Raw genomic sequence first — 24,850 nt, forward strand, 5'->3', positions numbered from 1 at the left:
TTTTTTTAAGATAGATAATCTATTATCTGAAAATTAAAGAGAGGTATCCACTATGAGTAAGAGTCGAAGAAGCAGTAGGAATTATGTTCAAGGAGTCATAAGAGAATTATATGTGCTAGGGTACTCTGACAAAGAAGCAAGAGATGCTTTTTTGCGTCACTACCGAGGATTGAGGCGCAGCTATGGTTTTTATCTGAATGCACGTGATTTTGCTAAATACATTGATGACATAGAACGTATAATGAAAAGTGATACTATTTCTGAAGATTCTGGTCGTATTTACGTCGGACACCTTCGAAAGCAACTGTACAAGCCAATGCGCCAAGCGGAAACAACCGTGCTAGTATTTAATATCACTAAAGAAATGGAAAAGGAAATAAATAAATGGGATACGTGTATTGCAAAAGATGTAGATCATTCAAAATTTGCTTATGTTTTTGTCCCAACAAGTATTGGCATAGCTGTGAAAGTGCAGTGTGATGTATGTAAGCGCGAATTAGATTTAACTGATTGGTGATGACGAAATATTTTGAGTTAAAGGATGCTTAAACAATTAATTGCTCATAACCTCAAAAAATTCGATAATACCGGAGAAGACATGGAGGATTTAATCTCCATCGGCACCATTGGCCTGATCAAAGCCATTGAGAGCTATCGCCCGAACAAAGGGACAAAACTGGCCACTTTTGCTGCCCGTTGTATTGAAAACGAAATTCTGATGCACCTAAGATCCTTGAAGAAGACTCGTAAAGATGTATCTCTGCACGATCCAATTGGGACAGACAAGCAAGGTAATGAAATTACACTTATCGATATCCTTGGCTCCGAAGCCGACGATGTCATTAAAGAAGTCGATCTTAAGATTGAGAAGAGCAAAATTTACCGCAACCTTGATATTCTGGATGACCGGGAAAAAGAGGTTGTGGTTGGGCGGTTTGGCTTAGATACGGGTGGAGAAGAGCGGACGCAGAGGGAGATTGCCAAGGAGCTTGTTATAAGTCGCAGCTATGTGTCACGGATTGAGAAGCGAGCGCTCATGAAGCTGTATCATGAGTTTTATAAGGCAAAGCGCTAGGATCTTAGATAATAACTAAAGATTCACTATAGAGTGTTTTAAAAGCGAATTGCCAACAAGGGAGTTGCTTTTTTGTTAATTCAAGTAGTTGGGCTAAATGAACATAAAAAAAGCATGTTCAGAAAATTATCTTTTTAACTCCTGAGGGGTATTATTATGACATACAAAGAAATTTATGATCTCCATATTCAATTGTTACATGTATATGAAAATAATGAAAAGTACCAAGGTCCATATCAGACACAAATCGACCTGCTGAAGGTATTATGCAATGTCCGAACCGGATGTCAAGGCTCTTTTCTAAAAATACACGGGCTAGGTATTATGATCCGAGTATGGGGCGGTTTTTAAATGAGGATACGTATGAAGGGGAGATTGATAATCCGCTGAGTCAGAACCTTTATATTTATGTGCATAATAACCCGTTGATATATACTGACCCGACGGGGAATTATTGTGAATCAGCCGATGGGAAATTTTTCACATTCTAAAGGATGTACTAATCTTGATAGTATTTATGTACCAGATAGAATCAAAGATAAATATCCTAATAAATCAACTGCTCAACTTGTAAATATTTATAACAAAGAAAAAGAAACAAAAGTAGCTTTGGCTGGAGTAGTCATATTAAGAAATGAAGTTGCTACCTTTTCCAGGAAGTTCTTCTGGATCGATAATTAAGGGGTTAACCCAAATAGCGGGGACCATTGTGGCAACAAGTTTAGTGGTTGACTCAGCCAATGAAAATCGAGTTAAAGAAGGAACAATTATTTACAGATCTTCTGTATCAGTTAACTCCAAGGCCAGTAACTGATGAAAACGTGCTCTCCTTTTTTACTTATATTATGGCCAACAATAATAAAGCGGCTATGACAACGGTAGAGGCAGTGAAGAAAGAGGAAGTGTTTTTAGTAGAAAAAGATGCCAATAAATCCTAAACACTACCTTATTTCCGCAAAAGATCCATATGAACACCAACTTTGGATGAACTCAAAAACAAATGCTAATAATGATCCATACTATTTAACAGAAATACTAATGAAAATATCAGTTCCAGTCCAAGTTCAATAAATAGTTTTAGATTTGATTGAAAAAATGAATTTTTTACCAAAAAGGGAGGGAAATCAATTATGGGGAATTTACCTCTAAGTAAAATGGATTATGAGAGTATTAAAAAATTAAAGCAATTAAATAAAAATGATCTTTTAGATCTGATTGAAGGGTTATCGATATATTTAAAGGATAGGAATTTTCCTATATTTGAAGATGTTGTGGAGTTATTACTTAATTTTAATAAGGAACTTATTCCTTTCATCAATAGGATATTCGAAGGGGAGGAAAGTGATTGGAAATTAAATGTTTTAGAATATTTATTGCCTCAGTTTCCTATTGGAGTTCTTATTGAACTAGAAGTCAGTTTAATCAAAATTGTTGAAACCCCAACTACATTAGATAGGGAATTAGAAGTTGATATAGCTGCTAAGGAAGTGTTAAAAAAAATTCAGGCTTAAGGATGGAACCGCGGCTAGTTATTTCAATAGACTTTTCTTCATATTCGCTGTAGGAGGATAAAGATGGAGATCAAAAGATTAATCCCGAAAGATAAAATGGATATCGAGTCAGTAAATAAATTAAAAGCATTAGATACAAATTTAATTAAACCGATTATTCCTGATTTATTAGAGTGGACTGCAGATGCAAATTGGCCTACTACAAAAGAAATTGGGAAGTTGCTGCTTCCGTTAGGCAGGGAATTAGTTCCTCATCTCAGGAAAATTTTCGCTTCTGATGATGACTGTTGGAAATATTCAATACTTGTAAAGTTGGTTATAAATCTACCGAAATCTGTATTATCGGAGATGGAAGCTGATCTTAAAAGATTAGCCTTTAACCCAACTGAACGTGAAAAACAAGAATTAGTCGACGAAGAGGCAGCCGATATTTTGTCACTTCTATATCAAACATGAAGTATACTGAGGAGTGATTTCCTATATTTCAATATGCTGGCACGTTTATTGTTTTATCAATAGATGATACTCTTGCATCTTGAAAATATTCTAGATAATATGCACGCTAGTTATGAAAAAAAACAACAAAGAAATTAGTTTCACCTATACGTTATTAGAACGTAAGAATTAGGTCATGGCTATTTTATTCAAGCTTTAGATTCATTAATAAACATAAAAAAAGGAAGAGGCGGTACAGTTAAACTCGCTTCTTGTAAAGTCATAGAACAAATTCAAAAAAAATACTTGCAACCACCTTGCGACTAACAATCGTAGGGTGGTGAGTTTTTTGATCATTTCTTACCCATAACATCTTCACATCCAATCATAGTCAAGCATTTGATTATCTGATTTGAAGAGTAATAGTCCACAGACAAATTGAAAATATTACAATTGCAGGAAACTTTTTTGATTTATATCATACGATATTAAGTGTTTTTTGTTTCTTTTTTGCCCTCTTATAGATATATTGTTCTGTTTTTTCTACACGTGTTGAAAAATTGAGATATCATCTCTTAGTCTTTCCTGTGGAGATTCATTAATCAAAAATATGTCTGTAATTTCTAACAATGAAAATGGAGCTACCAGAGGTTAATCCTGAACTCAGTAACTAAAGATCCTTGTGGCATATGCTGTGGATGTAGTGAACTATACGGAATTGGGGAAACATGGGATTTATGATCTTACAACCTTTCAGAAGGTCCAAGCCGGACAAATGACTCCGCTACTGCCGCCAAAAACCAAACAAGCCTGATGCGAAACCGCATCAGGCTTGTTTCTATCTAAGATCTATCCTCTTATTTGGAGATTCCTCACTCCATTGTGCACAATATCCAGGTTGAAGTAGACTGCTAGGCAGTCCCCCGGGAGTACATCCACATTTTCCCGGATGGCGGAAATGTGTTTGTATCAAATCACTCTATATAGGTACTCTGTTAATGACATCATATCATGTCCATAACCTCAAAAAATTCGATAATACCGGGGAAGACATGGAGGATCTGATCTCCATCGGAACTATTGGCCTGATCAAAGCTATTGAGAGTTACCGTCCAAACAAAGGCACAAAGCTGGCCACTTTTGCAGCACGTTGTATTGAAAACGAAATTCTCATGCACTTAAGATCATTGAAAAAGACCCGCAAGGATGTTTCAGGACTGATAAAGAAGGAAACGAAATTACACTCATCGATATCCTTGGCTCCGAGGCTGATGATGTCATTAAAGAAGTGGATCTTAAGATTGAGAAGAGTAAGATTTATCGTAACCTTGATATTCTGGATGACCGGGAAAAAGAAGTTGTAGTGGGTCGGTTTGGATTAGACACGGGTGGTGAGGAACGTACGCAGCGGGAGATTGCCAAGGAGCTTGGTATCAGTCGCAGCTATGTGTCACGGATTGAAAAGCGAGTGCTCATGAAGCTGTATCATGAGTTTTATAAGGCGAAGCGCTAGGATCTTAGATAATAACTAAAGATTCACTGTAGAGCGTTTTAAAAGCGACTTGCCAACAAGGGAGTTGCTTTTTTGTTAATTCAAGTAGTTAGGCTAAATGAATATAAAAAAAGCATATTCAGAAAATCAACTATTTTACTGCTGAGGGGTGTTATTATGACATACAAAGAAATATATGATCTCCATATTCAATTGTTACATGTATATGAAAATAATGAAAAGTTCCAAGGTCCATATCAGAAGCAAATAAATTACTTTAAGAGACAGTTTTTTATAGCTGAAGATATAGTTCAACGAATTTTTGTTCTAAATCAGTTAATAAAAATTCATGAAAAAAGTAGAGAAATAAAGATAAAGTGGTGAGAAGAATACTTTAAATGATGCCTAGATTTAATATAGTTTTGAGTGTAGGAATAAGCTTCTAGATAGGTAACCTTAAAATGATCGTTAGCAAAAAAGAAGTAGTGATAATTCTCTCGCTAGACTTATATCTACAAGAGTTGAAACGTTGTAAAAATTAAACGAAAATAATGAAAACATATTTTTGAGTCACTAGCTAATATATGGGATCTTGGAGGTGAATGTATGAACAATTCAACAAGTAAACATATGATGGATAAACCCTACATTTAAGACGTGATTAGTGAACTTAAACTTCTGGGATATGAGGAAGATGAGGCTACGAAAATTCTAATCAAATACTATAGACCATTAAAGAGGAGCTGGAGTTTTGGGCCCAATGCTTACAATTTTGCTAAAGAAATCGATTTAATTCATAAAGCTGTTAACAAGAAATTCGATCTTTCTGAACCTGGTCAGATCTTTATAGGTCATTTGAAAAAACGAATAAAATCAAATCTGAAAGATAAGCCTTGAATTGAGGGATAGAATGCAGATAACAATTCCCTTTAGGGCCCCAAGATGATACATAGATTTTGTGGAAGGTATCGTGTTAAGTATTCGAATACTCTGGTGTGGGGATATTAATGATTGTATGTTTTACACATTTGCGATCGTAAGAAAGGTATCATATCTATTGTTTGTGGAAATGATAGTATTATTAAAAGAGATTGGGGTGATCTTTGATGGAGATTTCAATAAGGTATCCTATAGACCATAGGGTTTTATTCAAGGCTCTACCTTGTATTAAAATAGAAAACAAAACACTTTATATGGCTATGCTCTTCAGTTATTTTCTTGGTCTTCGTGCTACGGAAGTAGTTAGCCTTTCTTGGAATGATTTAAACATAGAAAGAAAGACAGTTACTTATTCTAATAAGAAGAATGGTAGAATAGTAAAGTTAATTCCCAAAAAATTGATAAAGGAACTCATTAGTTTTAAAAGAGAGAAAGAACCTAAGGATACTGATCCGATCTTTTTAAGAAGTAATAATTTACGAATAAGTGTCAGAATGATGGCGAAAGAATTACATGATATTCTTGAAAAGCATACTTTAGATCATTTTCACTTTAGTGATCTATATAGACTTCATAAAAAGTTGCTAAATGAGGATCTATTTTACGTTAAGCCTATAGGGCTACCATCTATTCACTCGGTAGATTCGAAGCGTATAGTTTATTATTTATTTAATAACTATATAAAGAGAGATGAAATTAGATGATCATCTCTTCAGAATATGAAATCTGATAACATAGTTTAAAAAAAGCCTTAAGGGAAGCCCCTTAAGGCTTTTTATGAATTATTAGTAGGGGCTGGATTGGGTGCTCATCATGTTTTCAAATAAACGTATCCGTTTTTTACAATTCTAAAAAATTCGATAATACGGGTGAAGATATGGAAGATTTAATATCCATAGAAAACATCGGATTGATTAAAGCCATTGAGAGTTCCCGCCCGAACAAAGGTACGAAGCTTGCTACTTTTGCCGCACGTTGTATTGAAAATGAGATATTAATGCAACTTCGCTCTCTGAAGAAAACCCGTAAAGACGTATCCCTCCACGACCCGATTGGGACAGACAAGGAAGGCAATGAAATCACCCTTATCGATATCCTCGGTTCCGAAGCAGATGAAATTGTTAAGGAAGTGGATTTGAAGATCGAGAAGAGTAAGATATATCGTAACCTCGATATTCTGGATGATCGGGAAAAGGAAGTTGTGGTTGGACGGGTTTGGATTAGATACAGGCAGGGAAGAGCGGACGCAGAGGGAGATCGCGAAGGAGCTCGGGATCTCGCGGATTGAGAAAAGGGCGCTGATGAAGCTTTATCATGAGTTTTAGAAGGCGAAGCGGTAACAATAAAAGAGACCGAGACTTTTTTAGAGTCTCAGTCTCTTTTATTTAGAGTACTTATGGATAAATATAAATGCTAGGGTTTGGTTGAGATTGACGAAAAACATTGCGACAGCGTTACTTTTTATTGCCTCACGAACTGACCGCTGCCCTTGTATTTGCTGGCCTTAGCGTCCTCCGTGAGATCCCCAGCTCCTCCGAAATCTCACACGATTCGGATGAATATCGAATAAATCATCGTTCCAGTGTTTCAAAGAAACAAGCATATATCTGGAGACATTACTAATAGTTACTCCAAGGAAAACAGATTTTCTTGTCAAATAGAATACATCGGGAGTTCATCTTTTCTTCTCGGTGTGCAGTGTAGTAACTACTACTTCGAGATTTGGGGAGGTACTTCTTTTTTTGACCTAATAAACCCAGTCACCGCAAGTCTTTGGAATATGAAACTTGCTAATCTCCGGTGGAATATGCCGAGAAAGCCTCGTCAATTTAAATGTAGACCAGTTAGAACCGAATGATCCTGATGAGCCCCGCGCTGGACGTCTAGTTAAGCTGAACCCGTATAAAAGTTAAGGGAAGATTGGAATTGATAAAGGTGATTATAGACAGACATACCCGGGAGATGTTGACTAGCAAAAAAGACCTTTTTTCAATCCTCGCATCACTTGTGGCTCCCCTATTTGTAAATTTCGTCTGGCGAATGATTTCGCCACAAATATGGTGTAATTTCTGGAATTTTGATCTTTTGGGCAGAGGCCAAAAGGAGCAAAGCCCGGCGCACCTGCACAGTATATGTTCCTTTGTGGACAATTCACAAGAGATGAATGCCTTCTACGTAGTCAAATCACGAACATATACAATCCTGATCCTTACCTCGAATTGGTTGGTTTTACGGTCTATTACCTATTTTCCAACTACGACCCCAAAGGGGGCACTAGAAGAGTTTGTACTTTACGATTGGGCTAAGTCAGCCTTGTCTATTTGGTGATGGCTTAGTGCTGTTCGTAAGCAAGTTCAAGTGAATCAGCCAGTTTGGTACGGTTGCTATTACTATACCATTCGATTTCATTTCATATTGTACGTGAACGATTAAAATAGGTGCTAATGCCTATATAGAATTAAAAATATCGGTTATTCTCAATTGTAGTTTAATGGAAATGATTTTTAATTAATGCTTCTTCTCTATACTCTCTTGGAGATTTTGAATAAAATCTTTTAAAAATCGAACTAAATTGTGACAAACTGTTATAACCAACCATTGTCGATATGTCATTTATGGTCAAGTCAGGCTGAACCAGTAAATCCATAGCATCTTGCATTCTCAATTGATTAACAAAATAAATCGGCGGTATTTTAAACACCTTCGAATAAGTATTACTTAAATATGTAGGATGTACGCCAACATAATCGGCTAACTCCTGGAGGGTTATTGCTGATTTATAGTTTTTTCTGATGTATCTGTTTAAGTGAATTAATCTTGGGTCTATATGGTCTCTGCTCTCCTGAAATGGCTGGGGCTTTTGTATATTTTCTAAGACCTTTATAATGTCTGAGTAATTTACTTCAGTAGGTTGCCTATTGGTTAGTACAGATACAAATGGCGTTTGATCAAAGTCGATTGCGAAAAAATCCTTTTGCATTCTAATCTCACAAGTGAATTTAATTATTTGTAAATTGACAGGGCGTTTACCGATATTTTGAATAGTAAATGGACCGTAGCGGCATTGATATAATCCTGACATATCTTCAGTCAACTTAGTACTTATTCTATTATAGCGCACATTTATATCGCCATCAGATTTGATATAAATGTAATCGTTCTTATTGGTAAACCATTTTTCTGATTCTCCGGGGAATATCACGACGCCAGATATAATTGTGTTTATTCTCACTTAAATCCTCCATTTAAAAAAAATAATATTTTACATGTGTTTGTATTCTACATAATGTATTGTAAGTCTATATTATCGAGGTTATATTTGTAAATGAAGTTTGATATATGCTTTTTTAGAGTTATTTTCATACTTCCTGCCCATCTAATTTTATATCGATAATCCTTCAAACTGACAGGAGAATAGCAGTTCTACTTATTAAGAAGAAGCACTGAAGCGTTGGTTACAGAAAGGGGAAACATTTATGAATGTATCATTTGACATACCAGAGAAACTCCTTGATAAGGTTGAGAGTTTGCTAGAGAGAATTCCTTACTTATCAGAAACAATAACGGGTATGTCTTATAACAAAGATGATAAAGTCATTAACCTAACTCTGAATGATCGTGATTTAAATTTAATACAAATGACTGAATTGAGAGAATCATATCAAGATTTGTGCAGCACTCTTGGAAATACACGTGTAATAAAAAAACGGGAAAAAACAAACAACTTGAGTTCAGATCACTACATACGATTGCAACCAAAAGAAAGCACTGCAATTCAGTCACCATATATGGATGAGTCTGATATTTTACTGCTCGAACGTCTGGATAAAGAATTTACTCGAATTGCAATAAAGTATGATGCGGAGTTGAGGGATTATCCAACTGTGCTGAATAAAAAGAATATGATTCGTAATCAATATCACATTCACTTCCCACAGAACATATATGGTGTTACATCCGTGCCGCATAACTACAAAGCCATAAAAAACTTCCGAATTAAGGCGGAACAAAATTCTTATGAAGAATCATTAGTTTCCCAGGGTGAGGTTTTACAGCCTTGCATTTGCTATCACTGCTATGAAGAGCTTCAAGGAAAAAGGTTATCAGATGGAATAGTGCTCACTGGAAAAGGAAAATGTTTTCGTCATGAAATCGAATGGAGAAAGGATAACTACAGAAAAAATGAGTTTACGATGCGGGAAATTGTATTTGTCGGAAGGGAAGACTGGGTAGTTCAAATGCGTAATCAGATTATGGATGACGTATGGAATTTATTTGAGTCCAAAGGTCTTAATGGAAGGATTGAGACTGCTACTGACCCGTTCTTTTTTAGCCAGGATTTGAAGACAAAAGGAACTTATCAGATGATGAGTAATGCGAAGTATGAACTAATCGTTACAACATTGAGTGGCAAAGAAGTCTCTATTGCATCCTTTAATTACTGTCTGGATATGCTCTGTTCCAAGTACGAAATAAAAGATTATGATGGGTTGGCATTATACTCTGGCTGCGTGGCATTCGGAATTGATCGGTGGAAAGAAGCGTTAGTAGATATTAATGGCCGTGATTTGAAAAATTGGCCCGAAGTGAACATGTAGAGGGAGAAGTTACTTTGACAATTCCACAGAGTGCGCTATTGGAGCAATTGATAACAAAAAAATTGTGTGAGGTATTTAACAGAACGGTTGAGGTCGGTAGTGAAACAGATTTGAGAGATGAGGGCTTAGATTCCCTCAAAATGATTGCGTTGATTGTGAGTATAGAAGTTGAGTTTGATATTCAGATTGATGACGATGATTTATTGATTGATAACTTTTCATCTATAAAAAAGATTGCTATCTTACTCTCAGGAAAGTATGGAGAACAATGAGCCGAAAGTTGAGTATTGGATACTTTAGAAACGAAGTTTGACGTCACGTTTGCCGATTAAGTCTTCATGACTAACAAATTCATGAGTATTCAAGCGAGTAAAAGCAAATTCAAAAAATATTAATTGAAAACGATCGGAAGAAATCGGAAAATTTATTTGAAATATACAAATGGCCTAAACGAAACCCCGGACTTAAAGGGGGGATTTGTTCACTATAGAGTCACCGAAGAAATGAAATAAGCAAGGTGCTATAGTTGCCCATAATTAATTAATTCAACTAACATCAACTGTAATAAATTGGGGTTTTCAGAAATGTGAGATTATTAGAGCACATAATATGAGTGAAGCGAAAGATTGATTTTTGTGTGTGACTCAAATAACAACTCATCTAGTGAAATAGGCTAAATTATTATTTTATTATTTTTTTGTTTATAAGTGGATAATGGAATTGAATTAATCTGTGAGACATCTATTTTTATAATGAGGGGGATTTTATATAATGAAAAATTCTATTCGGGTTGCAATCGCTGGAGTTGGTTCAAACGCATCGATTCTTGTTCAACATATTGAAGATTCAAAAAGAAATAAGGAGTTAAACCAACCGTCGCTAAGCGGTGTAATGTGTCCGGAAATCGGAGGTTTTGAGGTATCGGATGTGGAGATGGTTTGTGCTTTTGAGATCGACCAGAATAAAGTTGGCCTAGATTTATCAGAAGCTATTTTTGTAAAACCGAATGCTCCGAAGAAATATGTCGATGTTCCCTTAACTAATGTAAAAGTATTGGCCGGTCCATTATTGGATGGACTTGATGGTTATTTGAATCAGGTTATTACAGCGCATGTTGATTGCTACAACAAATCAATTGATGATGTTGCCGAAGAATTGATTAGATCGAGAAGTGAAATTTTGGTTTGCTTTTTACCGACGGGTGCATCGGAAGCCTGCAAGTTTTACGCCAGGGCTGCCGCGAAAGCGAAAGTTGCCTTCATTAATTCGACACCTGAGCTAATAGCAAGGGATGAAGAAATCGCCAATCTATTCAAAGAGATAGGTATTCCGTTGCTGGGGGATGACTTAAGGAGTCACCTTGGGGCCACAACACTACATACTGCTTTGATAGAATTATTTAAATCTCGCGGTATTGATATTAACAATACTTATCAATTAAATTTCGGCGGAAATATGGACTTTTACAACTTGACTGCTCCTGGAAGATCAGAAAGTAAACAAATTTCAAAGAAGAATGCACTTTCTGCAGCGGGAATTAATGCAGAAGATGTGTCTGCAGGTCCTAATGGTTTTGTGAAATATCTTGAAGACACAAAGATTTGCTATTTAAGAATTGAAGGTAAATCTATATTGGATTCGGATATTTCAATTGAGCTTAAGTTACAGGTTGAGGACAGTCCGAATGCCATAGGAGTTATTATCAATGCCATTCGTGTGGCAAAGATCGCATTATTACAAGGTTATGCGGGTGTAGTAAACGAAGTTGGCGCTTTCATGTTTAAGAGTCCTACTATTGGAGCAACTGAGTCTGAAGCTTTGCAATCCTTCAGAAAGTTCATTGACAGTTACGTGCCTCAGCATCAATAAGAGGATATTACATTAATTTAATTTCGGAGATAGAGGGGATTTTAAATGATCCATATTATTAAGGATAAGAAAACGAATATAGAAAAACTGTCGTTTGAATTAGTTGAAAGAAAGGGTGTAGGTCACCCTGATACAATATGCGATGCCATAGCTGAACGTGCTTCAAGGTATTACTCACAGTATTTCATGGATACATATGGGAGAGTGGCACATCACTGGTTTGATAAGGTCATGCTGATCGGAGGCCTTTCGCAGATAGAATTTGGGAGAGGCGAACTGATTAAACCTTATAAGGTGATTTTTGCAGGAAAGGGAGCGAAAACATACAGTAACGACAACATCCCTTTATACAATATCTTATTTAAAGCTGCCAAGGACGTGCTTGGCGAGGTCCTCACAGGATTTGATGCAACGAAACATCTTGTAGTCGTTGATGAAATTGTGAACTACCATGGTGCAGGTCGTAGCAATTCTCGTTATCAGCCGATGATATTGGAAGATTTAGCTTCCCTTGATCGTACTGATTTGGTTTCTAATGATTGTAATTTATTATCAAGTTATACGCCTTTAAGCACGCTTGAAATGTTGGTTCTTTATACAGAGCAATATATTAATGGGAAATTGTTCAAGGAGCGATTTCCTGAAACGGGTTGGGATGTGAAACTGGTCGGAAGTAGAGAATACGAGGAGTACAAGTTGTTGATCAATCTGCCTTTCATTGCGGGAAAAGTAGATTCGGTGGATACCTATTTCCAACTCAAAAATCAAATTTATAAAGATATAATGACTTTCATATATGATAATTTTGCAAGAGAAGTTCAATTAACGATTAATCCACAGGATAAGAATGGAAAATACTATTTAACGGCTTTAGGAAGTGTTGCGGATACAGGTGATGTTGGGGTAGTAGGACGTGGAAATAGAATTAATGGACTTATTTGCCCTATGAGATCGATGAGCATTGAAGCGCCATCCGGTAAAAACCCATTAGACCATACAGGGAAAATATATGGATATTTAGGGGAAAAGTTGTCAAAACAAATATACCAAGAAATTGGAAAACCAAACGAAGTGCATATTTTCACATCCAAAGAAGCACCCTTGGAACAACCTGACCATGTTTCCGTACATATCCAGGACTGGGATGATAATGAACTGGAAAGAGAAAATATCAGACGTATCGTCGAAGAATCATTGAGAGAGGTTCATGGAATCTCAGGAGAATTTATTTATGGAGACATCACAATGTGGTAAGTGGAGAATAATCATATGAATGTGAGTGTGTTGAACTTTGAGACTAATGAATAAGACAGCTATTATCACTGGTGGAGCGCAGGGGATTGGGAAAGCAGTTTGTTTAGAGTTTGCTAATCAAGGGGCTAACGTAATTATTGCAGACATTGATGAAGAGAAGAGCAAGGTATTGGAAAATGAAATCAATAAGAACGGAAAACGCTGTGCTTACATTATTACAGATATATCAAATGAGGTCTCTATCAAACAATTAGTGGAACAATCAATCGGTCATTTCGGAAAAATTGATATTCTGGTAAATTGTGCGGCTAAGTTCATCATCAAAGGACTGGAGGCAAGTGTTGAAGAGTGGCAAGAGATGTTTATGACGAATGTGATTGGCTACGCACTTTGTGCGAAGTACAGTGCAGAACAAATGAAAAAAAGTGGTCAAGGCTCAATTGTTAATATTGCCTCGACCTCAGGTTTTATCGCGCAACCTGAGTATTTAACCTACAATACAACCAAAGGAGCTTTGGTCAACATGGTTAGATGTTTGGCTTTAGATTTAGCTCCCTACAACATTAGGGTTAATAACGTTTGTCCAGGAACTGTATGGACGGAAAATAATGCCTTCCACACTGGAAGACAGTATAATGTTGATCGGCACGGTGCGGATAAGCATCCCGAAATTGGTGGTAAACATGTATTGAATAGAGTCGCTGACCCAGGCGAAATTGCAAAAGCGGTGTTATTTCTTGCTTCCGACGAAGCAAGTTTTATTACCGGTGAAAATCTTATGGTTGATGGTGGATACACAATCGTATAATTCGTCAGATGAAAGAAAGGAGGGCCTTCTATGACGATGGAATTAAAATCGGACTATTTTATTTTTAACTCGGGAAATATAAAAATTGATTATATCAGAGAATCTATATTAAATTCTTATGCTCAGTTACCAAAGATATTTTGGAACTATACTCCCTTTAATAATTATTCTATAAACAATAATCTAATTAGCATCGAAATCGACGAATGGCTCTCCTTTTATTCGAAATTACACGAGATGTTTAAGCGCGACCTAAGATTAATGGATTGTTTTACAAGGAATATGAGGGAAACATTGTTTACTTATCAAAAGATTACAGAACAAAACTTAAAGACATATATTGAATATCAACACATAGACAAAAAATTATTGAACGAGAATTTCTACCTCTATCAAACTGCTCAAAGCTACGCTTTTTTCAATATTGCATTACCTGTAAATTATTTTAATAGTGAAATAAAGGAATATTATGATAGCAAGTATAGTTTGGACGATTTTTTAATTTCGAGCGTAGAGCCTCATAGAAACCAATATAGAATGAAGGAGCTTTCCATTTGCCGCGATATCCTAAAGGGACAAATATGCGATGATAGGATAGAAGAATACCGCCAAAATGAGCTGTTGTATACACGTTTTGTAGATTGGAATTTTTATCAACCTTATTTTGATAGTAGACAGAGTGTCGATCTTCGGTTGAAAAAAATTCTAGCAACATTATCTTTTGAAGATATTACCTCGGAGCTGCAATTCTTGCGAAAAAATCGGAACAATCAGCTTAAGAAAATATATCGTATTCTTAGGGAAGAGACCGATAAGTGGTCAAATGAGGTTAATGCAAAGATGAAAAGCATGATCATTTTTATGGTGAATATTGCTACGGAAGAAGAATACAGGCACAAAACTGATGCGAAATTTATGTATTTGGTGGGAAGAGTTGCTTACGAGCGCGGTATCGATATAGCAAGAACTCCGAAAGAGGAGCTTATTAACTTTATGTCTCTTATACTAAGGAAGGATCCGATGCACAATGAAAAAAAATACTCAGATATCTTATAAAATCCTTGAGAGTGTGGGAGGCGCGTTTTACCACAATGCCTATGATGCAATAAATGAATTGATACAGGTTGATTCGGTAGATTGGTCCGTTGTGATTGAACAATCCATTAAACATAAGTTGCTGCCATTGATGTGGTGCACGTTTAAAAATTGTCCCGACTTTGATAAGATTCCGTTCTATATAAGGGATTTTATGTCTAATCATTACTATTCGAATGCGAACAGGACCAAACTTACTTATCAACATATTCAAAAAATAACTTCAATATTTGAAGAACACAATGTTAAATATGCTGTCGTAAAAGGATTAGTACTAGAGAATCAGATTTATAGAAATCAATGTATCAAGCAAATTTTTGATGTTGATTTCGTGATTGACCAAAAGGAATACGAAAGGGTTTGTGTATTACTGGCTAGTCATCACATTCTATCAGGCAGGATGGATTATTTAACAAATACGTATAAACCACATTCTAGGAAAGAGTATTTGTTATTTCAGTTAACCAAAGATCATTTGCCGGAGCATTTGGTATTAACTGGGGATTCTGTATACCCCGTGATAAAAATTGATATTACTACAAACTCGGACTGGATCAATAAAGGAGAGGAATCTTCTAATAATTTTTTGGCTCCCGACCAGTTAATGAATTGCGAAGTAACGAAGGGAATCAACATCCCTACTCTCCGGTATGAGTATCATTTTTTATATATCATTTTACATTTATATAGGCACGCATGGTCGTACCGATTGATCAATAGAAATATAAGCATCAGGCTTCATATGTTTAATGACATTTTGTTGTTTTGGCTGAACTATAAGGACTTTATCTTGCAGCCACTTTCATTTCTGCTTGAGGAAGACGATGAACTTCGCAACCGAGTTTCTTGGGTTTTACAGCATACGGACCGATTATTCGGAACAACAATAGCGAATGAATTAGGCTGTAACATGGTTAGGGATGATCTTAACTGCGCATTTGGAAAAAACAATCAAATTGTATGCTGGAACGGATCTATCCAGGATCGATTATGGAGTGAAAAAGAGGATTTGCTATTTTTTGAAATGGAGCGATAATAATGATTTCTACAATTAGAAAAGTTATTAATGAATATATTGCAGAAGACTTGGCAGTTGATGTTGCGGACATTGACAATGGGGATGACCTGACTTTTATCGGTATGGATTCTCTCAACCTGACTCATTTAATAGTCGGTTTGGAAAAGGAATTCAATATAGAATTTGATGATGAGTATCTAGAAATGAATAATTTCAAAACAATTAAGTCCATTTATAATATAATCACCCGAATTAGAGGGTGACATAATGCAGGCTAAGTTTATAAAGCATATTTGTAAATGTACTGCTGATGATTATCGTTATATGGGCAATAAAGCAATAAATTTACATAAGCTATTCAAACAGGGATTTGATATACCAGAGACATGGATCCTGAGTCCTTCGATACTCATTTCATTACTTGAGAGAGAGGGTTTATACCAGAATGGCTTGAAAGTAGAAGATTTTCCTATGATTGAGGAAGAGATCGAATTCAGATTAAACGATGAATTAACAGTTGATCTGTGGAACGAATTTCAATATGATACGGAGGCGTTTTGGAAGAAAGCAGTAGTCATTCGCAGCTCAAGTCCGCTTGAGGATTCAGAGACTCTTTCGTTTGCCGGAATGTTTCATACCGATATCAATGTAAAGAAAACTATGAATATCATACATTCCATATTAAAGATATGGAAAAAAAATTTCTCCTTCGACATTCAAGAGTTATGCAGAAGTTACAACATCCAAATTATTGAACCATGCTCCATCATTATACAGGAATTAATTAACACAAAGGTTGGTGGCGTTTCCGTCAGAGATGACAGTCATATCTATATAAATTCCTGTTACGGATTAACCAAGTCAATCGTGGATGGTACGACGAATCCTGATCAATGGGTATTTGCGAGAGGCAGCTATTCTTTGTCAAATCATAATAAAGGTTCGAAAGATAAGGCTATATTTCCGATTCACACAAAAACGAACCCGGACTTAAATCAACAATATCCTATAAGAATACACAATCAGGATTATGAAACTTTGATTTCTAATATTTCAGGTGGCTTTAGGGGGACGTTGGTAGAAGTTTCTTTGCCTAATGATATAAGAGAGAGCGTTTCTTTGGAACAAAGTGAACTCGATTATGTGCTCGAACGCTGCGAACAAGCGGGCAATCAATTATCATTTTACAATTATGATATTGAATGGGCAATTGACCAAAGTGGTAAGCTTTGGTTTTTGCAAATACGGTATGCGACAAGCAATATTGGTAATTTATGCGCCGGATTCAGTGATGCCTTACCTTTAGTCCAAGGAATTGCGGTTGGAAAAGTACAGTTTGTTAGAAATGAAAGAGAATCTAAAGATTTTACAAATGGTAATATATTAGTAGCAAAGAGAATAAGTGGAACTATTATACATGCTTCGACGAAAGCGATTGGATGTATTGTTGAATCGGAGTCAGTTCTGTCGCACAGCGCGATTATTGCGCGAGAGTTAAATCTCCCTTGCATTGGTGTAAAAAGCATTGACGATATTGACAACGGTGGTTACTACGAAATAAATGGGAAAAATGGGGAATACAAGAAGATACTCTCTGGTGTAACCGCTGTGGCTTCGCAAACAGACAACGATGTTATGGACATTAGTATAGATGAAGATTTCATTGAGGGAATTTGTGGGAAGTTTCTGTTTATACCTGTGGTATGGACGGAAGAACAGATAAGCGATAAGTAGGTGGTGTTCATTTCATGTTTGAGATTAAAGCATCTGATCTAAAAAAAATAAATGGGATTACATGTTTGGAGTTTTGTTATGGTTTAATTTTACTTTATCTAGACATCCCAACTTATTATTTATACTATAAATCGTTTTATTCGGTTCATTTTATATTGTCAGACCTAATAAAAAAAGGACAAAGTTTCATTTCATACGACGACGTTGGCAGGATGCATGAAATTGGAGATAAATTAAACATTCTAAAGTTGGAGTATTGTGAACGAACTGTTGATGAGATCGAGCATATGTATAATAGCTTGTCTATTGAAATCCCCATAGTCGTAAAAATATACTCGAATTCGTTGTCTATATATGATTCAGTAGAGGTTCCTCTGGGAAATCACTTTGTGCTGCTAACTCAACTTACTCATGTAAAAGTGAAATTTATTGATACGTTCTTAGAGCAGGAAGTTGTAATTACAAGAGAACAGTTTGAGACATGTTACAGTGGAAAAGTATTTTTTATGAAGATGTTGTATCGTCCAACCGAAGAGCAAATGAATTTAAATAATCTACTTAAGAAGTTTATAAGTGACTTGGATGATCAACAAGTCTCTTTTGACTACTCCTCCTTTCTGCAAGAATGTGACGAACTAAAAAATGAAAATCAAGCTCTAAATTTAAGGGATGCAATTGGAATTTCAAGGATTTTGCTTAGAAGAGCTTTAGATTTTTTTGCAAATCAACAAACGATCCACGACCCTATTATTTACCGCTCACTTATTCCAAAATTAGAAGTCAAGCTTACTCTGCTAAATCAGGTTTTTTTAAAAATTGATTATTATCGGGTAAAACAAAATTGGCGTTTTAAGAACTTAACGGATCAACTTAATCAAATTATGTCACTTGACATAGAAATATATAAAGATTTGAAGGGGCTAATATGATTAATAATTGCCAGAACGGATCATATACTGAGGCATTTGTCTTGGAGGCTCTCAAGAGGAAAAACGAAATCGCAGTGACTTACGATAATAAACACTATTCATATATTGAGATTCTGACAATGGTTTGCGAAAGAATGATGCGATTAAGAGATGCTGGGGTTGTTCCTAATGAAATCGTAGCCGTGATTACGGAGGATTCTCTGGATTCTTTAATTAGTATTTTGGCTGTTAACTCTGCTGGTGGCGCATATTTACCGATTGATCGTAGCACACCGAGAGAACGAATTAAATACATTTGTATGGATGCTAAAATAAACTGTTTGGTAGCCAGTGAGCAGCTTCGAATCGAAGGATGGAATTATAACCTTCGGAATGTCATTTTGACTTCACCGATAGTAGATTCAGAGATCTTTAAGGACGAAGATAGCAAGAAGCAATTGATAGCGGAGATTAGGGAGAATGCAGGCGATTTAGCCTATGTATTATATACTTCGGGTTCTACCGGTGTGCCAAAGGGTGTTTTGGTAAGTCATAAGTCATTAAATACTTTTAGGGACTCAATTCGTGATATCGTAGAGTACTCTGGAACCAATACAATCTTCTTGGCTAACACCTCCTTCACGTTCGACATATCCATTTTGGAAACTATTGTTACTCTGTCCTATGGGTCACGGGTTATCATATCTACACAGAAGCAAAGGTTAAACCCAAAACTGTTGAGGGAATTAATCATTACAGAAAGGGTAAACACCGTACAATTTACCCCAACCTATATCAATTTTCTTATCGATTATTTTAATGAGGAACTTGAATTTTTTTGTAATCTTAACAAGATACTTCTCGGTGGCGAAGTATTGAAGAAAAACGCTTATTTAAAGATTGCCAAGACTACAAACGCAGATATTTATAATTGTTATGGTCCAACGGAAGCAACGATATGGGCAACTACCAAAAAACTAAACAAGAATGATGAATCCATAACGATAGGTATACCATTACAAAATTACGAAATCACGATTGATGCGTTAGACGACGGAATCGGGGAGATATGCATTGTAAGCGATGCGGTTGCTGAGGGATACTTAAATAAACCGGAATTAACAGGCGAAAGATTCGTTGCCACTTCAACTGGAACAAAGATGTATAGAACCGGCGACTTGGGGAGATTTACAAAAACCGGCGATCTTGAGTATATGGGCAGAAGAGATAATCAGGTGAAAATAAGGGGATTCCGCGTAGAAATTGGAGAAATTGAATACATAATTGAATCTTATGAAAAAGTTGAACGTTCAGTAGTCCTTATAGTGAATGCAAACGGTAAGGAAAGCCTTGTTTGCTTTTATAAATCCATGGTTAAAATAGACAGGACAGAAATGATTTTGTTTTTAAGAAACTATCTTTCCGAATATATGATCCCAAAATTTTTCATATGGAAGACTTCATTCCCTGTCACGTTGAATGGTAAATTTGATCATTTTTCTTTGAAAAAAGAGGCTGAGCAGTTTTTATCAGATTGATGACTGATTTAAAAAAAGATGAATTGCGAGAAGGAGAAAATAAAATGAATTCTTATCGTTGGATGGAAGTCGGTAGGGAAACAATTAAAGTTTATTTATATGTCCCTCACTCATTTTCTGGAATGATTATTGACATTTTAACACCGTTCTATGAGATTGTTCTGGACCGGCAACCAGCGAAGGGATTTTGGAAACTAATACTGGCCAGCGAAACGCTGGAAGAACATGAAAGAGACTTGACCATAATTAATGTTGATATGTCTAATTTTCATGAACCCAATCGAAAATTCCATGTAAATTCGGCAGGTCGTACCATTTACTTTGAAGAACCGCAAGAGATGCTATGGAAAGTCCAAATAGCGATTCGACTTGTAAGAGATATTACTCGCAATGAGTATCTGCAGTTAGATATGTACTATTTTCATTCTGCGATGGTTGAATATCTCGATAAAGGAATCTGTATTATGGGAGGGAAAAAATCCGGAAAAACCTCCACGGTACTAACTCTGCTATCCAGTGGCGTGGCAGGTTTCATATCAAACGACGATTTGTCCATCCGAATAGAGGATGGGAGAGTTATAGGTTACGGGTGGCCACGTTCTATTGCAGTTAGAAACGATACTTTAGAGGCAATTGAAACGATGAGGAATATTAGAATTGGTAGGGAAGAATTAAATCACCCTAACAACAAAATTCCCGTTCGAGAAGACAGCACTTTTTTTTATCCTAAGCAATTAGCATCCATATTTAAAGGCAGGATGAAGAAAAAACATAAAGTTGATTATGTTATATTTACTCAGTTTATGAACGAAGGAAAACCCAGAATTACTGAACTTAAGGATGCTGCTGCATTGGAATTGCTATCCGCCAATTATGAACATAACATTAACAAATACTTCAAAGAATTTCAGATCTTTTTTGATCAACCGGATCAAAAAGAACTCGAAATTGTGTTAAAGCACATTGTGAAACAGGCAAAGTGTTATGAGTTACACCAAAACTTCAATATGTTAGATGAAAGTAGACGTTTAATTGATGAGGTAATTCTTAATGGATAGTTTTTTACAAAAAAATATATGGGTTATAGGTCCTCCAGGTTCCGGTAAAACTCATGTGAGTAAACAACTTGAAAAAATGCTTTTTCCAATAAGTCATTATGATTTAGATAATTATTATTGGAACAAAAATTGGAAACCAAAAATTGCTGAGGAATTTAGAAATGATGTAAAAAAAATGGTGGAGACGGACGGTAATTGGATCATCGATGGCTACTATGATCAAGTTAAGGATATCGTTCTTAAGCATGCTGATTTTGTCGTTATTCTAGATGTATCTTTGGCAACGATTCTGTGTCGGTTAGTACTCAGGAGCCTTAATAGAATCATTACCAGAAAAAGAGTATGTGGCGATAATACGGAGTCATTCAAGTTTCTATTTTCAAAAAAGGGACTTCTGTTATATACCATCCAACAAAAATCCGTATTAAAAAACGTATATTCAGAGTTGAAGACCGAAGGTTCGGAGCCTAAGTTTTTATTTTTTAAAAGGGGCGATGATCTACTTAAAAAGTTGGGAAAGGAAGTGGAGAAATGACAAAGGATCAATTGGTACATGAAATAATACAGGCAATTCATTGCAGTTCGGATCATCCGAGCAAACAACAAATTTTAGAGTACGTATTGGATGAACGCATTGATAACTTCAGGAATCAGTTTTTGATCATTCTGAAGCCTGAATGCTGCGATATAAAGAATGGGGTAAACACCGTGCAAATACTAAATAAAACGTTTGAAATATTCGAAGAAATGGAAATCGATATTCATTCTTGTTTTGTATTTAATGGAGCCTACTCTCAAGCGTATTCGACTGTTGAAGATCAATACAGTATGCTTAATAATGGAGCCAGATACGGTATCTCATCAATGTTTCAACATTATAAGGAGAGAATCACGCAGGAGTATCCAGAGACTTGCATTATGGGGGCATTCGAATTCCTAAATCAATTCAAAGAGTTGTTTACGATCGAAACCTTAGAGCAGCTGGCACATGAAGTCGGATCAGCAAAAGTCGGAAATGGGACCTACCTGCTTCATATCAATGTTGACGGAAAGAAATATGGCGTAATAAATGCATTTCATCCCCATCAAATTAAGCATTTTAATAGAGCGGATAGCAGAATCATTGTATTTGATTGTTTATCAAATACTGATTATGAAAGACTCGCGGAAGATGTGGTTGGATTCTTTAAGCCCGAAAATGCCAAAAACGGTTCGCTGAGATCTTATTTATACAATAATAAGGATAGTTTGAATTTAAAGGAGGTAGGTACTTTTTATAATGGATTCCATATTTCTCCCAGTCCTTTGGAAGGGATGTTCGGAGTTCTGAGGTATTGTAATAATGAAAACCAAATTGATCTTATGGTAAATAATACCAATTTAGGAATAAAGTTAAAGAATATAGGATTGAGCGATGAACAGATCCTTGGTTTCAAGAAAAATATATGCTGTAAAGAAAATGGCAAGTCTCAGTCGATATTTGATCTTTTCGAAGGTAAGAATACAGAAGAGATTATTGAACACTTACGATGAGAAGCAGAAAGGAGCGAAGTTTATGAAAGACGGGTATTATCTTTCCACCTATCTACACATCGATGAAACCGCATCAATATTAGAGATTGCTATAAGGCATGATCAGAACCTTTCTCTCTGGTTTAAAGAAGGAGAACATGTTCAATTGGTTCATTGTTGGGAACTGGAAAGAATATCAGGGATAAAAAAATATAATACTTCATTCTACAACATTGCTCAAGCTAAAGAGCTTATTAATGATTTGTTAAGTACATACAATCTTACTCTAAATGATATGCAAGAAGTATGGGGCACTCCCCAACTGGAATCCGTAAATGACTATCACTCCTTATTTATCTACCAACAAGTGTCATACCATAGTATCGCCCATCTTTTTTCCACCATTATGCAAAACACCGATATTTTTTATAATGAGAATATCATTGGATTAGCTGTTGATGGAGCACCGGACAATGTAATTGACCGAAACATCCATAAGAAAAAACATTATGCCGGTTGTGTGGTGAAGAATGGGGAAATCGAAGTGTTTCCCGTATTTTCTCCAGCTCCATTGTGGATGTACGCTTCTAGTCTGTATAAGCTTAGGGAAGGTACATTGATGGCAATAGCATCTGCAAGCACCAGCCGGCTATACCGTGGTGAAGATGATTTAATTTTAGTAGATGATGCATCAAATATTAACAAAGCTTATGAGTATATTACGAACATTCAGAAGGAAGTAGATTCCTTAACTGATGATGATGCTGGAGTTCGCTTCAGTGGATTCGATAAATGCTTTTCCGTTCAAGAGAATAAAATAAGCATGGTGATGAAAGAGGTCCAAAGCTTATCCATTCGTATTATGGAGCATAATCTGGATGAAATTATTTCGAGACATCATATTAACCCGGCAGATACCTATCTTGCGTTGTCTGGGGGATTTGCGTTAAATTGCCCTACCAATACTCATCTAATGAAGAATTATAAGTTCAAAGGCTTTCTGGGATTGCCTTGTGTGAGCGATACAGGCCAATCTCTCGGTATTGGATTATATGCGTTTTATAAGAAAATGAGCAGGGTCATCTTTAAACTCGGACACGCTTATTATGGAAATGATGACAACAGTTTGAAAAATATTCTTGGTAATAGTAAGTATAGCGAGTTTATACGTAAAATTTCTGATTTGAATTTTCAAGAAGTGGTAGAAGATATTATTTCAAATCCGATTGTTTGGTTTGATGGAAGGTCTGAGATTGGTCCGCGCGCGTTAGGGCACAGAAGTATACTGGCAGATCCTCGCAATTCCAAAGCGAAGGACTTGTTAAATAAATATAAAGAAAGGCAGTGGTGGAGACCAGTTGCTCCAATCGTATTGAATGAATATGTGAATGAATGGTTTGAAGAAGCATACTCCTCGCCCTTTATGCTCCACGCCTTTAAGGTCAGAGCTGAAAAAGTAGAATCAGTGCCTGCCATATGCCATATTGACCACACAGCTAGGATCCAAACGCTAACATTAACAGACGAGCCGAGATTACATCAATTAATACAAACCTTTTATGAGGTTACGGGTATCCCCATCCTTTGTAATACATCTTTGAACGATAAGGAGGAGCCCATAATTGACAAGATCGATGAAGCCATCAATTTTGCTTTGAGAAAAAAAATCAAAGTGATATATGTAAATGGCATTAGGCTTGAATTACAAAATCATGAAAGATACCGGGTAGAAAAGCCACTGGCAAGGAGAGATTTTGCCCTCTTTGATCGAAGTGAATTGGATCAAAAACGGCGCGAATATAATCCCTATGGTATTTCTAAAGAAATGTTACGTTTATACTATTGGAGACCTGAATTATCGGAAAAATATGATCTGAAAAAAGAAGAGGATGTAAGTTCGTTTAAGATCTATGTACGCATCTCGAATAAAATATTATCCGAAACATTGTTAGAATGATACTGGTTGGTATAAACGGAAAAAATTACTCCTATCAATAATTGGGTGA

Annotated in this window: 25 protein-coding genes and 3 pseudogenes; 27 read left to right on the forward strand and 1 reads right to left on the reverse strand. The window is 36.0% G+C overall.

Annotation, left to right across the window (positions count from 1 at the left end; translation table 11 throughout):
• Nucleotides 1-52: 52 nt before the first annotated feature.
• The 12 genes and pseudogenes from MHH60_RS13985 to MHH60_RS14035 form a co-directional block, all read left to right on the forward strand.
• Nucleotides 53-517 carry a hypothetical protein gene (locus MHH60_RS13985; RefSeq protein WP_076133562.1) on the forward strand — a complete coding sequence of 155 codons (465 nt, stop codon included), beginning with the start codon at nt 53-55 and terminating at the stop codon, nt 515-517.
• A 33-nt stretch (nt 518-550) separates the two neighbouring features.
• Nucleotides 551-1,075 (forward strand): annotated as a pseudogene (gene sigK, locus MHH60_RS13990) (RNA polymerase sporulation sigma factor SigK); the annotation flags it as partial.
• Between the two features lie 156 nt (nt 1,076-1,231).
• Nucleotides 1,232-1,426: a hypothetical protein gene (locus tag MHH60_RS13995; protein WP_076133560.1), complete on the forward strand. Its 195-nt coding sequence runs from the start codon at nt 1,232-1,234 to the stop codon at nt 1,424-1,426.
• The gene (locus MHH60_RS33270; protein ID WP_179088857.1) at nt 1,411-1,566 is read left to right on the forward strand and encodes a hypothetical protein; all 156 of its coding nucleotides are present in this window, start codon (nt 1,411-1,413) and stop codon (nt 1,564-1,566) included. The genes MHH60_RS13995 and MHH60_RS33270 overlap by 16 nt, the downstream gene beginning before the upstream one ends.
• Nucleotides 1,532-1,756, forward strand: a complete 225-nt coding sequence (locus MHH60_RS14000) for a hypothetical protein (protein ID WP_143766630.1) — start codon at nt 1,532-1,534, stop codon at nt 1,754-1,756. Before MHH60_RS33270 ends, MHH60_RS14000 begins: the two co-directional genes overlap by 35 nt.
• Nucleotides 1,757-1,815: 59 nt before the next feature.
• Nucleotides 1,816-2,013 carry a hypothetical protein gene (locus tag MHH60_RS14005; RefSeq protein WP_076133559.1) on the forward strand — a complete coding sequence of 66 codons (198 nt, stop codon included), beginning with the start codon at nt 1,816-1,818 and terminating at the stop codon, nt 2,011-2,013.
• A gap of 192 nt (nt 2,014-2,205) precedes the next feature.
• Nucleotides 2,206-2,586: a DUF5071 domain-containing protein gene (locus MHH60_RS14010; protein ID WP_076133558.1), complete on the forward strand. Its 381-nt coding sequence runs from the start codon at nt 2,206-2,208 to the stop codon at nt 2,584-2,586.
• Between the two features lie 63 nt (nt 2,587-2,649).
• Nucleotides 2,650-3,042 (forward strand): DUF5071 domain-containing protein, encoded by a 393-nt coding sequence (locus tag MHH60_RS14015; protein WP_076133557.1) that lies wholly within the window; start codon nt 2,650-2,652, stop codon nt 3,040-3,042.
• A gap of 661 nt (nt 3,043-3,703) precedes the next feature.
• Complete coding sequence (locus MHH60_RS14020; protein ID WP_256715057.1) at nt 3,704-3,835, forward strand: hypothetical protein; 132 nt, start codon at nt 3,704-3,706, stop codon at nt 3,833-3,835.
• 202 nt (nt 3,836-4,037) lie between these two features.
• A pseudogene (gene sigK, locus MHH60_RS14025) lies at nt 4,038-4,534 on the forward strand (RNA polymerase sporulation sigma factor SigK); the annotation flags it as partial.
• A 1,085-nt stretch (nt 4,535-5,619) separates the two neighbouring features.
• Nucleotides 5,620-6,156: a tyrosine-type recombinase/integrase gene (locus tag MHH60_RS14030; RefSeq protein WP_076133554.1), complete on the forward strand. Its 537-nt coding sequence runs from the start codon at nt 5,620-5,622 to the stop codon at nt 6,154-6,156.
• 146 nt (nt 6,157-6,302) lie between these two features.
• A pseudogene (locus tag MHH60_RS14035) lies at nt 6,303-6,777 on the forward strand (sigma-70 family RNA polymerase sigma factor); the annotation flags it as partial.
• A 1,163-nt stretch (nt 6,778-7,940) separates the two neighbouring features.
• Here the strand turns inward: MHH60_RS14035 and MHH60_RS14040 are convergent.
• On the reverse strand, nt 7,941-8,684 hold the full coding sequence (locus MHH60_RS14040) for a helix-turn-helix domain-containing protein (protein WP_076133552.1): 744 nt from the start codon (nt 8,682-8,684) through the stop codon (nt 7,941-7,943).
• 244 nt (nt 8,685-8,928) lie between these two features.
• On the opposite strand from MHH60_RS14040, the gene MHH60_RS14045 reads away from it, so the two are divergent.
• The 15 genes from MHH60_RS14045 to MHH60_RS14115 all read left to right on the forward strand — a co-directional run bounded on the left by MHH60_RS14045 (nt 8,929) and on the right by MHH60_RS14115 (nt 24,801).
• On the forward strand, nt 8,929-10,050 hold the full coding sequence (locus tag MHH60_RS14045) for a hypothetical protein (protein WP_076133551.1): 1,122 nt from the start codon (nt 8,929-8,931) through the stop codon (nt 10,048-10,050).
• Between the two features lie 14 nt (nt 10,051-10,064).
• Nucleotides 10,065-10,322 (forward strand): acyl carrier protein, encoded by a 258-nt coding sequence (locus MHH60_RS14050; RefSeq protein ID WP_179088856.1) that lies wholly within the window; start codon nt 10,065-10,067, stop codon nt 10,320-10,322.
• Nucleotides 10,323-10,821: 499 nt separating this feature from the next.
• Nucleotides 10,822-11,919, forward strand: a complete 1,098-nt coding sequence (locus MHH60_RS14055) for an inositol-3-phosphate synthase (RefSeq protein WP_076133549.1) — start codon at nt 10,822-10,824, stop codon at nt 11,917-11,919.
• Nucleotides 11,920-11,964: 45 nt separating this feature from the next.
• A complete protein-coding gene (locus tag MHH60_RS14060) occupies nt 11,965-13,173 on the forward strand; it encodes a methionine adenosyltransferase (RefSeq protein WP_076133548.1) in 1,209 nt (402 codons plus the stop codon).
• Nucleotides 13,174-13,219: 46 nt separating this feature from the next.
• Complete coding sequence (locus MHH60_RS14065) at nt 13,220-13,981, forward strand: SDR family NAD(P)-dependent oxidoreductase (RefSeq protein ID WP_256715056.1); 762 nt, start codon at nt 13,220-13,222, stop codon at nt 13,979-13,981.
• Between the two features lie 30 nt (nt 13,982-14,011).
• Nucleotides 14,012-15,037: a hypothetical protein gene (locus MHH60_RS14070; protein ID WP_076133546.1), complete on the forward strand. Its 1,026-nt coding sequence runs from the start codon at nt 14,012-14,014 to the stop codon at nt 15,035-15,037.
• Entirely contained in the window at nt 15,009-16,112 is a 1,104-nt protein-coding gene (locus MHH60_RS14075; RefSeq protein ID WP_076133545.1) for a nucleotidyltransferase family protein, read from the forward strand. Before MHH60_RS14070 ends, MHH60_RS14075 begins: the two co-directional genes overlap by 29 nt.
• Before the next feature lie 2 nt (nt 16,113-16,114).
• Entirely contained in the window at nt 16,115-16,357 is a 243-nt protein-coding gene (locus MHH60_RS14080) for a phosphopantetheine-binding protein (RefSeq protein WP_076133544.1), read from the forward strand.
• A 4-nt stretch (nt 16,358-16,361) separates the two neighbouring features.
• Nucleotides 16,362-17,828: a PEP/pyruvate-binding domain-containing protein gene (locus tag MHH60_RS14085; RefSeq protein ID WP_076133543.1), complete on the forward strand. Its 1,467-nt coding sequence runs from the start codon at nt 16,362-16,364 to the stop codon at nt 17,826-17,828.
• A 14-nt stretch (nt 17,829-17,842) separates the two neighbouring features.
• The gene (locus MHH60_RS14090) at nt 17,843-18,757 is read left to right on the forward strand and encodes a hypothetical protein (RefSeq protein ID WP_076133542.1); all 915 of its coding nucleotides are present in this window, start codon (nt 17,843-17,845) and stop codon (nt 18,755-18,757) included.
• Nucleotides 18,754-20,274: an amino acid adenylation domain-containing protein gene (locus tag MHH60_RS14095; protein WP_076133541.1), complete on the forward strand. Its 1,521-nt coding sequence runs from the start codon at nt 18,754-18,756 to the stop codon at nt 20,272-20,274. The genes MHH60_RS14090 and MHH60_RS14095 overlap by 4 nt, the downstream gene beginning before the upstream one ends.
• A complete protein-coding gene (locus MHH60_RS14100) occupies nt 20,274-21,332 on the forward strand; it encodes a hypothetical protein (protein ID WP_076133540.1) in 1,059 nt (352 codons plus the stop codon). Before MHH60_RS14095 ends, MHH60_RS14100 begins: the two co-directional genes overlap by 1 nt.
• Complete coding sequence (locus MHH60_RS14105) at nt 21,325-21,867, forward strand: AAA family ATPase (RefSeq protein WP_076133539.1); 543 nt, start codon at nt 21,325-21,327, stop codon at nt 21,865-21,867. Before MHH60_RS14100 ends, MHH60_RS14105 begins: the two co-directional genes overlap by 8 nt.
• Nucleotides 21,864-22,865, forward strand: coding sequence for a hypothetical protein (locus MHH60_RS14110; protein WP_076133538.1), 1,002 nt, complete (start codon nt 21,864-21,866; stop codon nt 22,863-22,865). The genes MHH60_RS14105 and MHH60_RS14110 overlap by 4 nt, the downstream gene beginning before the upstream one ends.
• 22 nt (nt 22,866-22,887) lie before the next feature.
• Nucleotides 22,888-24,801: a carbamoyltransferase C-terminal domain-containing protein gene (locus tag MHH60_RS14115; RefSeq protein ID WP_076133537.1), complete on the forward strand. Its 1,914-nt coding sequence runs from the start codon at nt 22,888-22,890 to the stop codon at nt 24,799-24,801.
• The last annotated feature ends 49 nt before the right edge of the window (nt 24,802-24,850 follow it).

Source organism: Paenibacillus sp. FSL H7-0716, from assembly GCF_038002705.1.
GTDB classification, from domain to species: Bacteria; Bacillota; Bacilli; order Paenibacillales; family Paenibacillaceae; genus Paenibacillus_AQ; species Paenibacillus_AQ odorifer.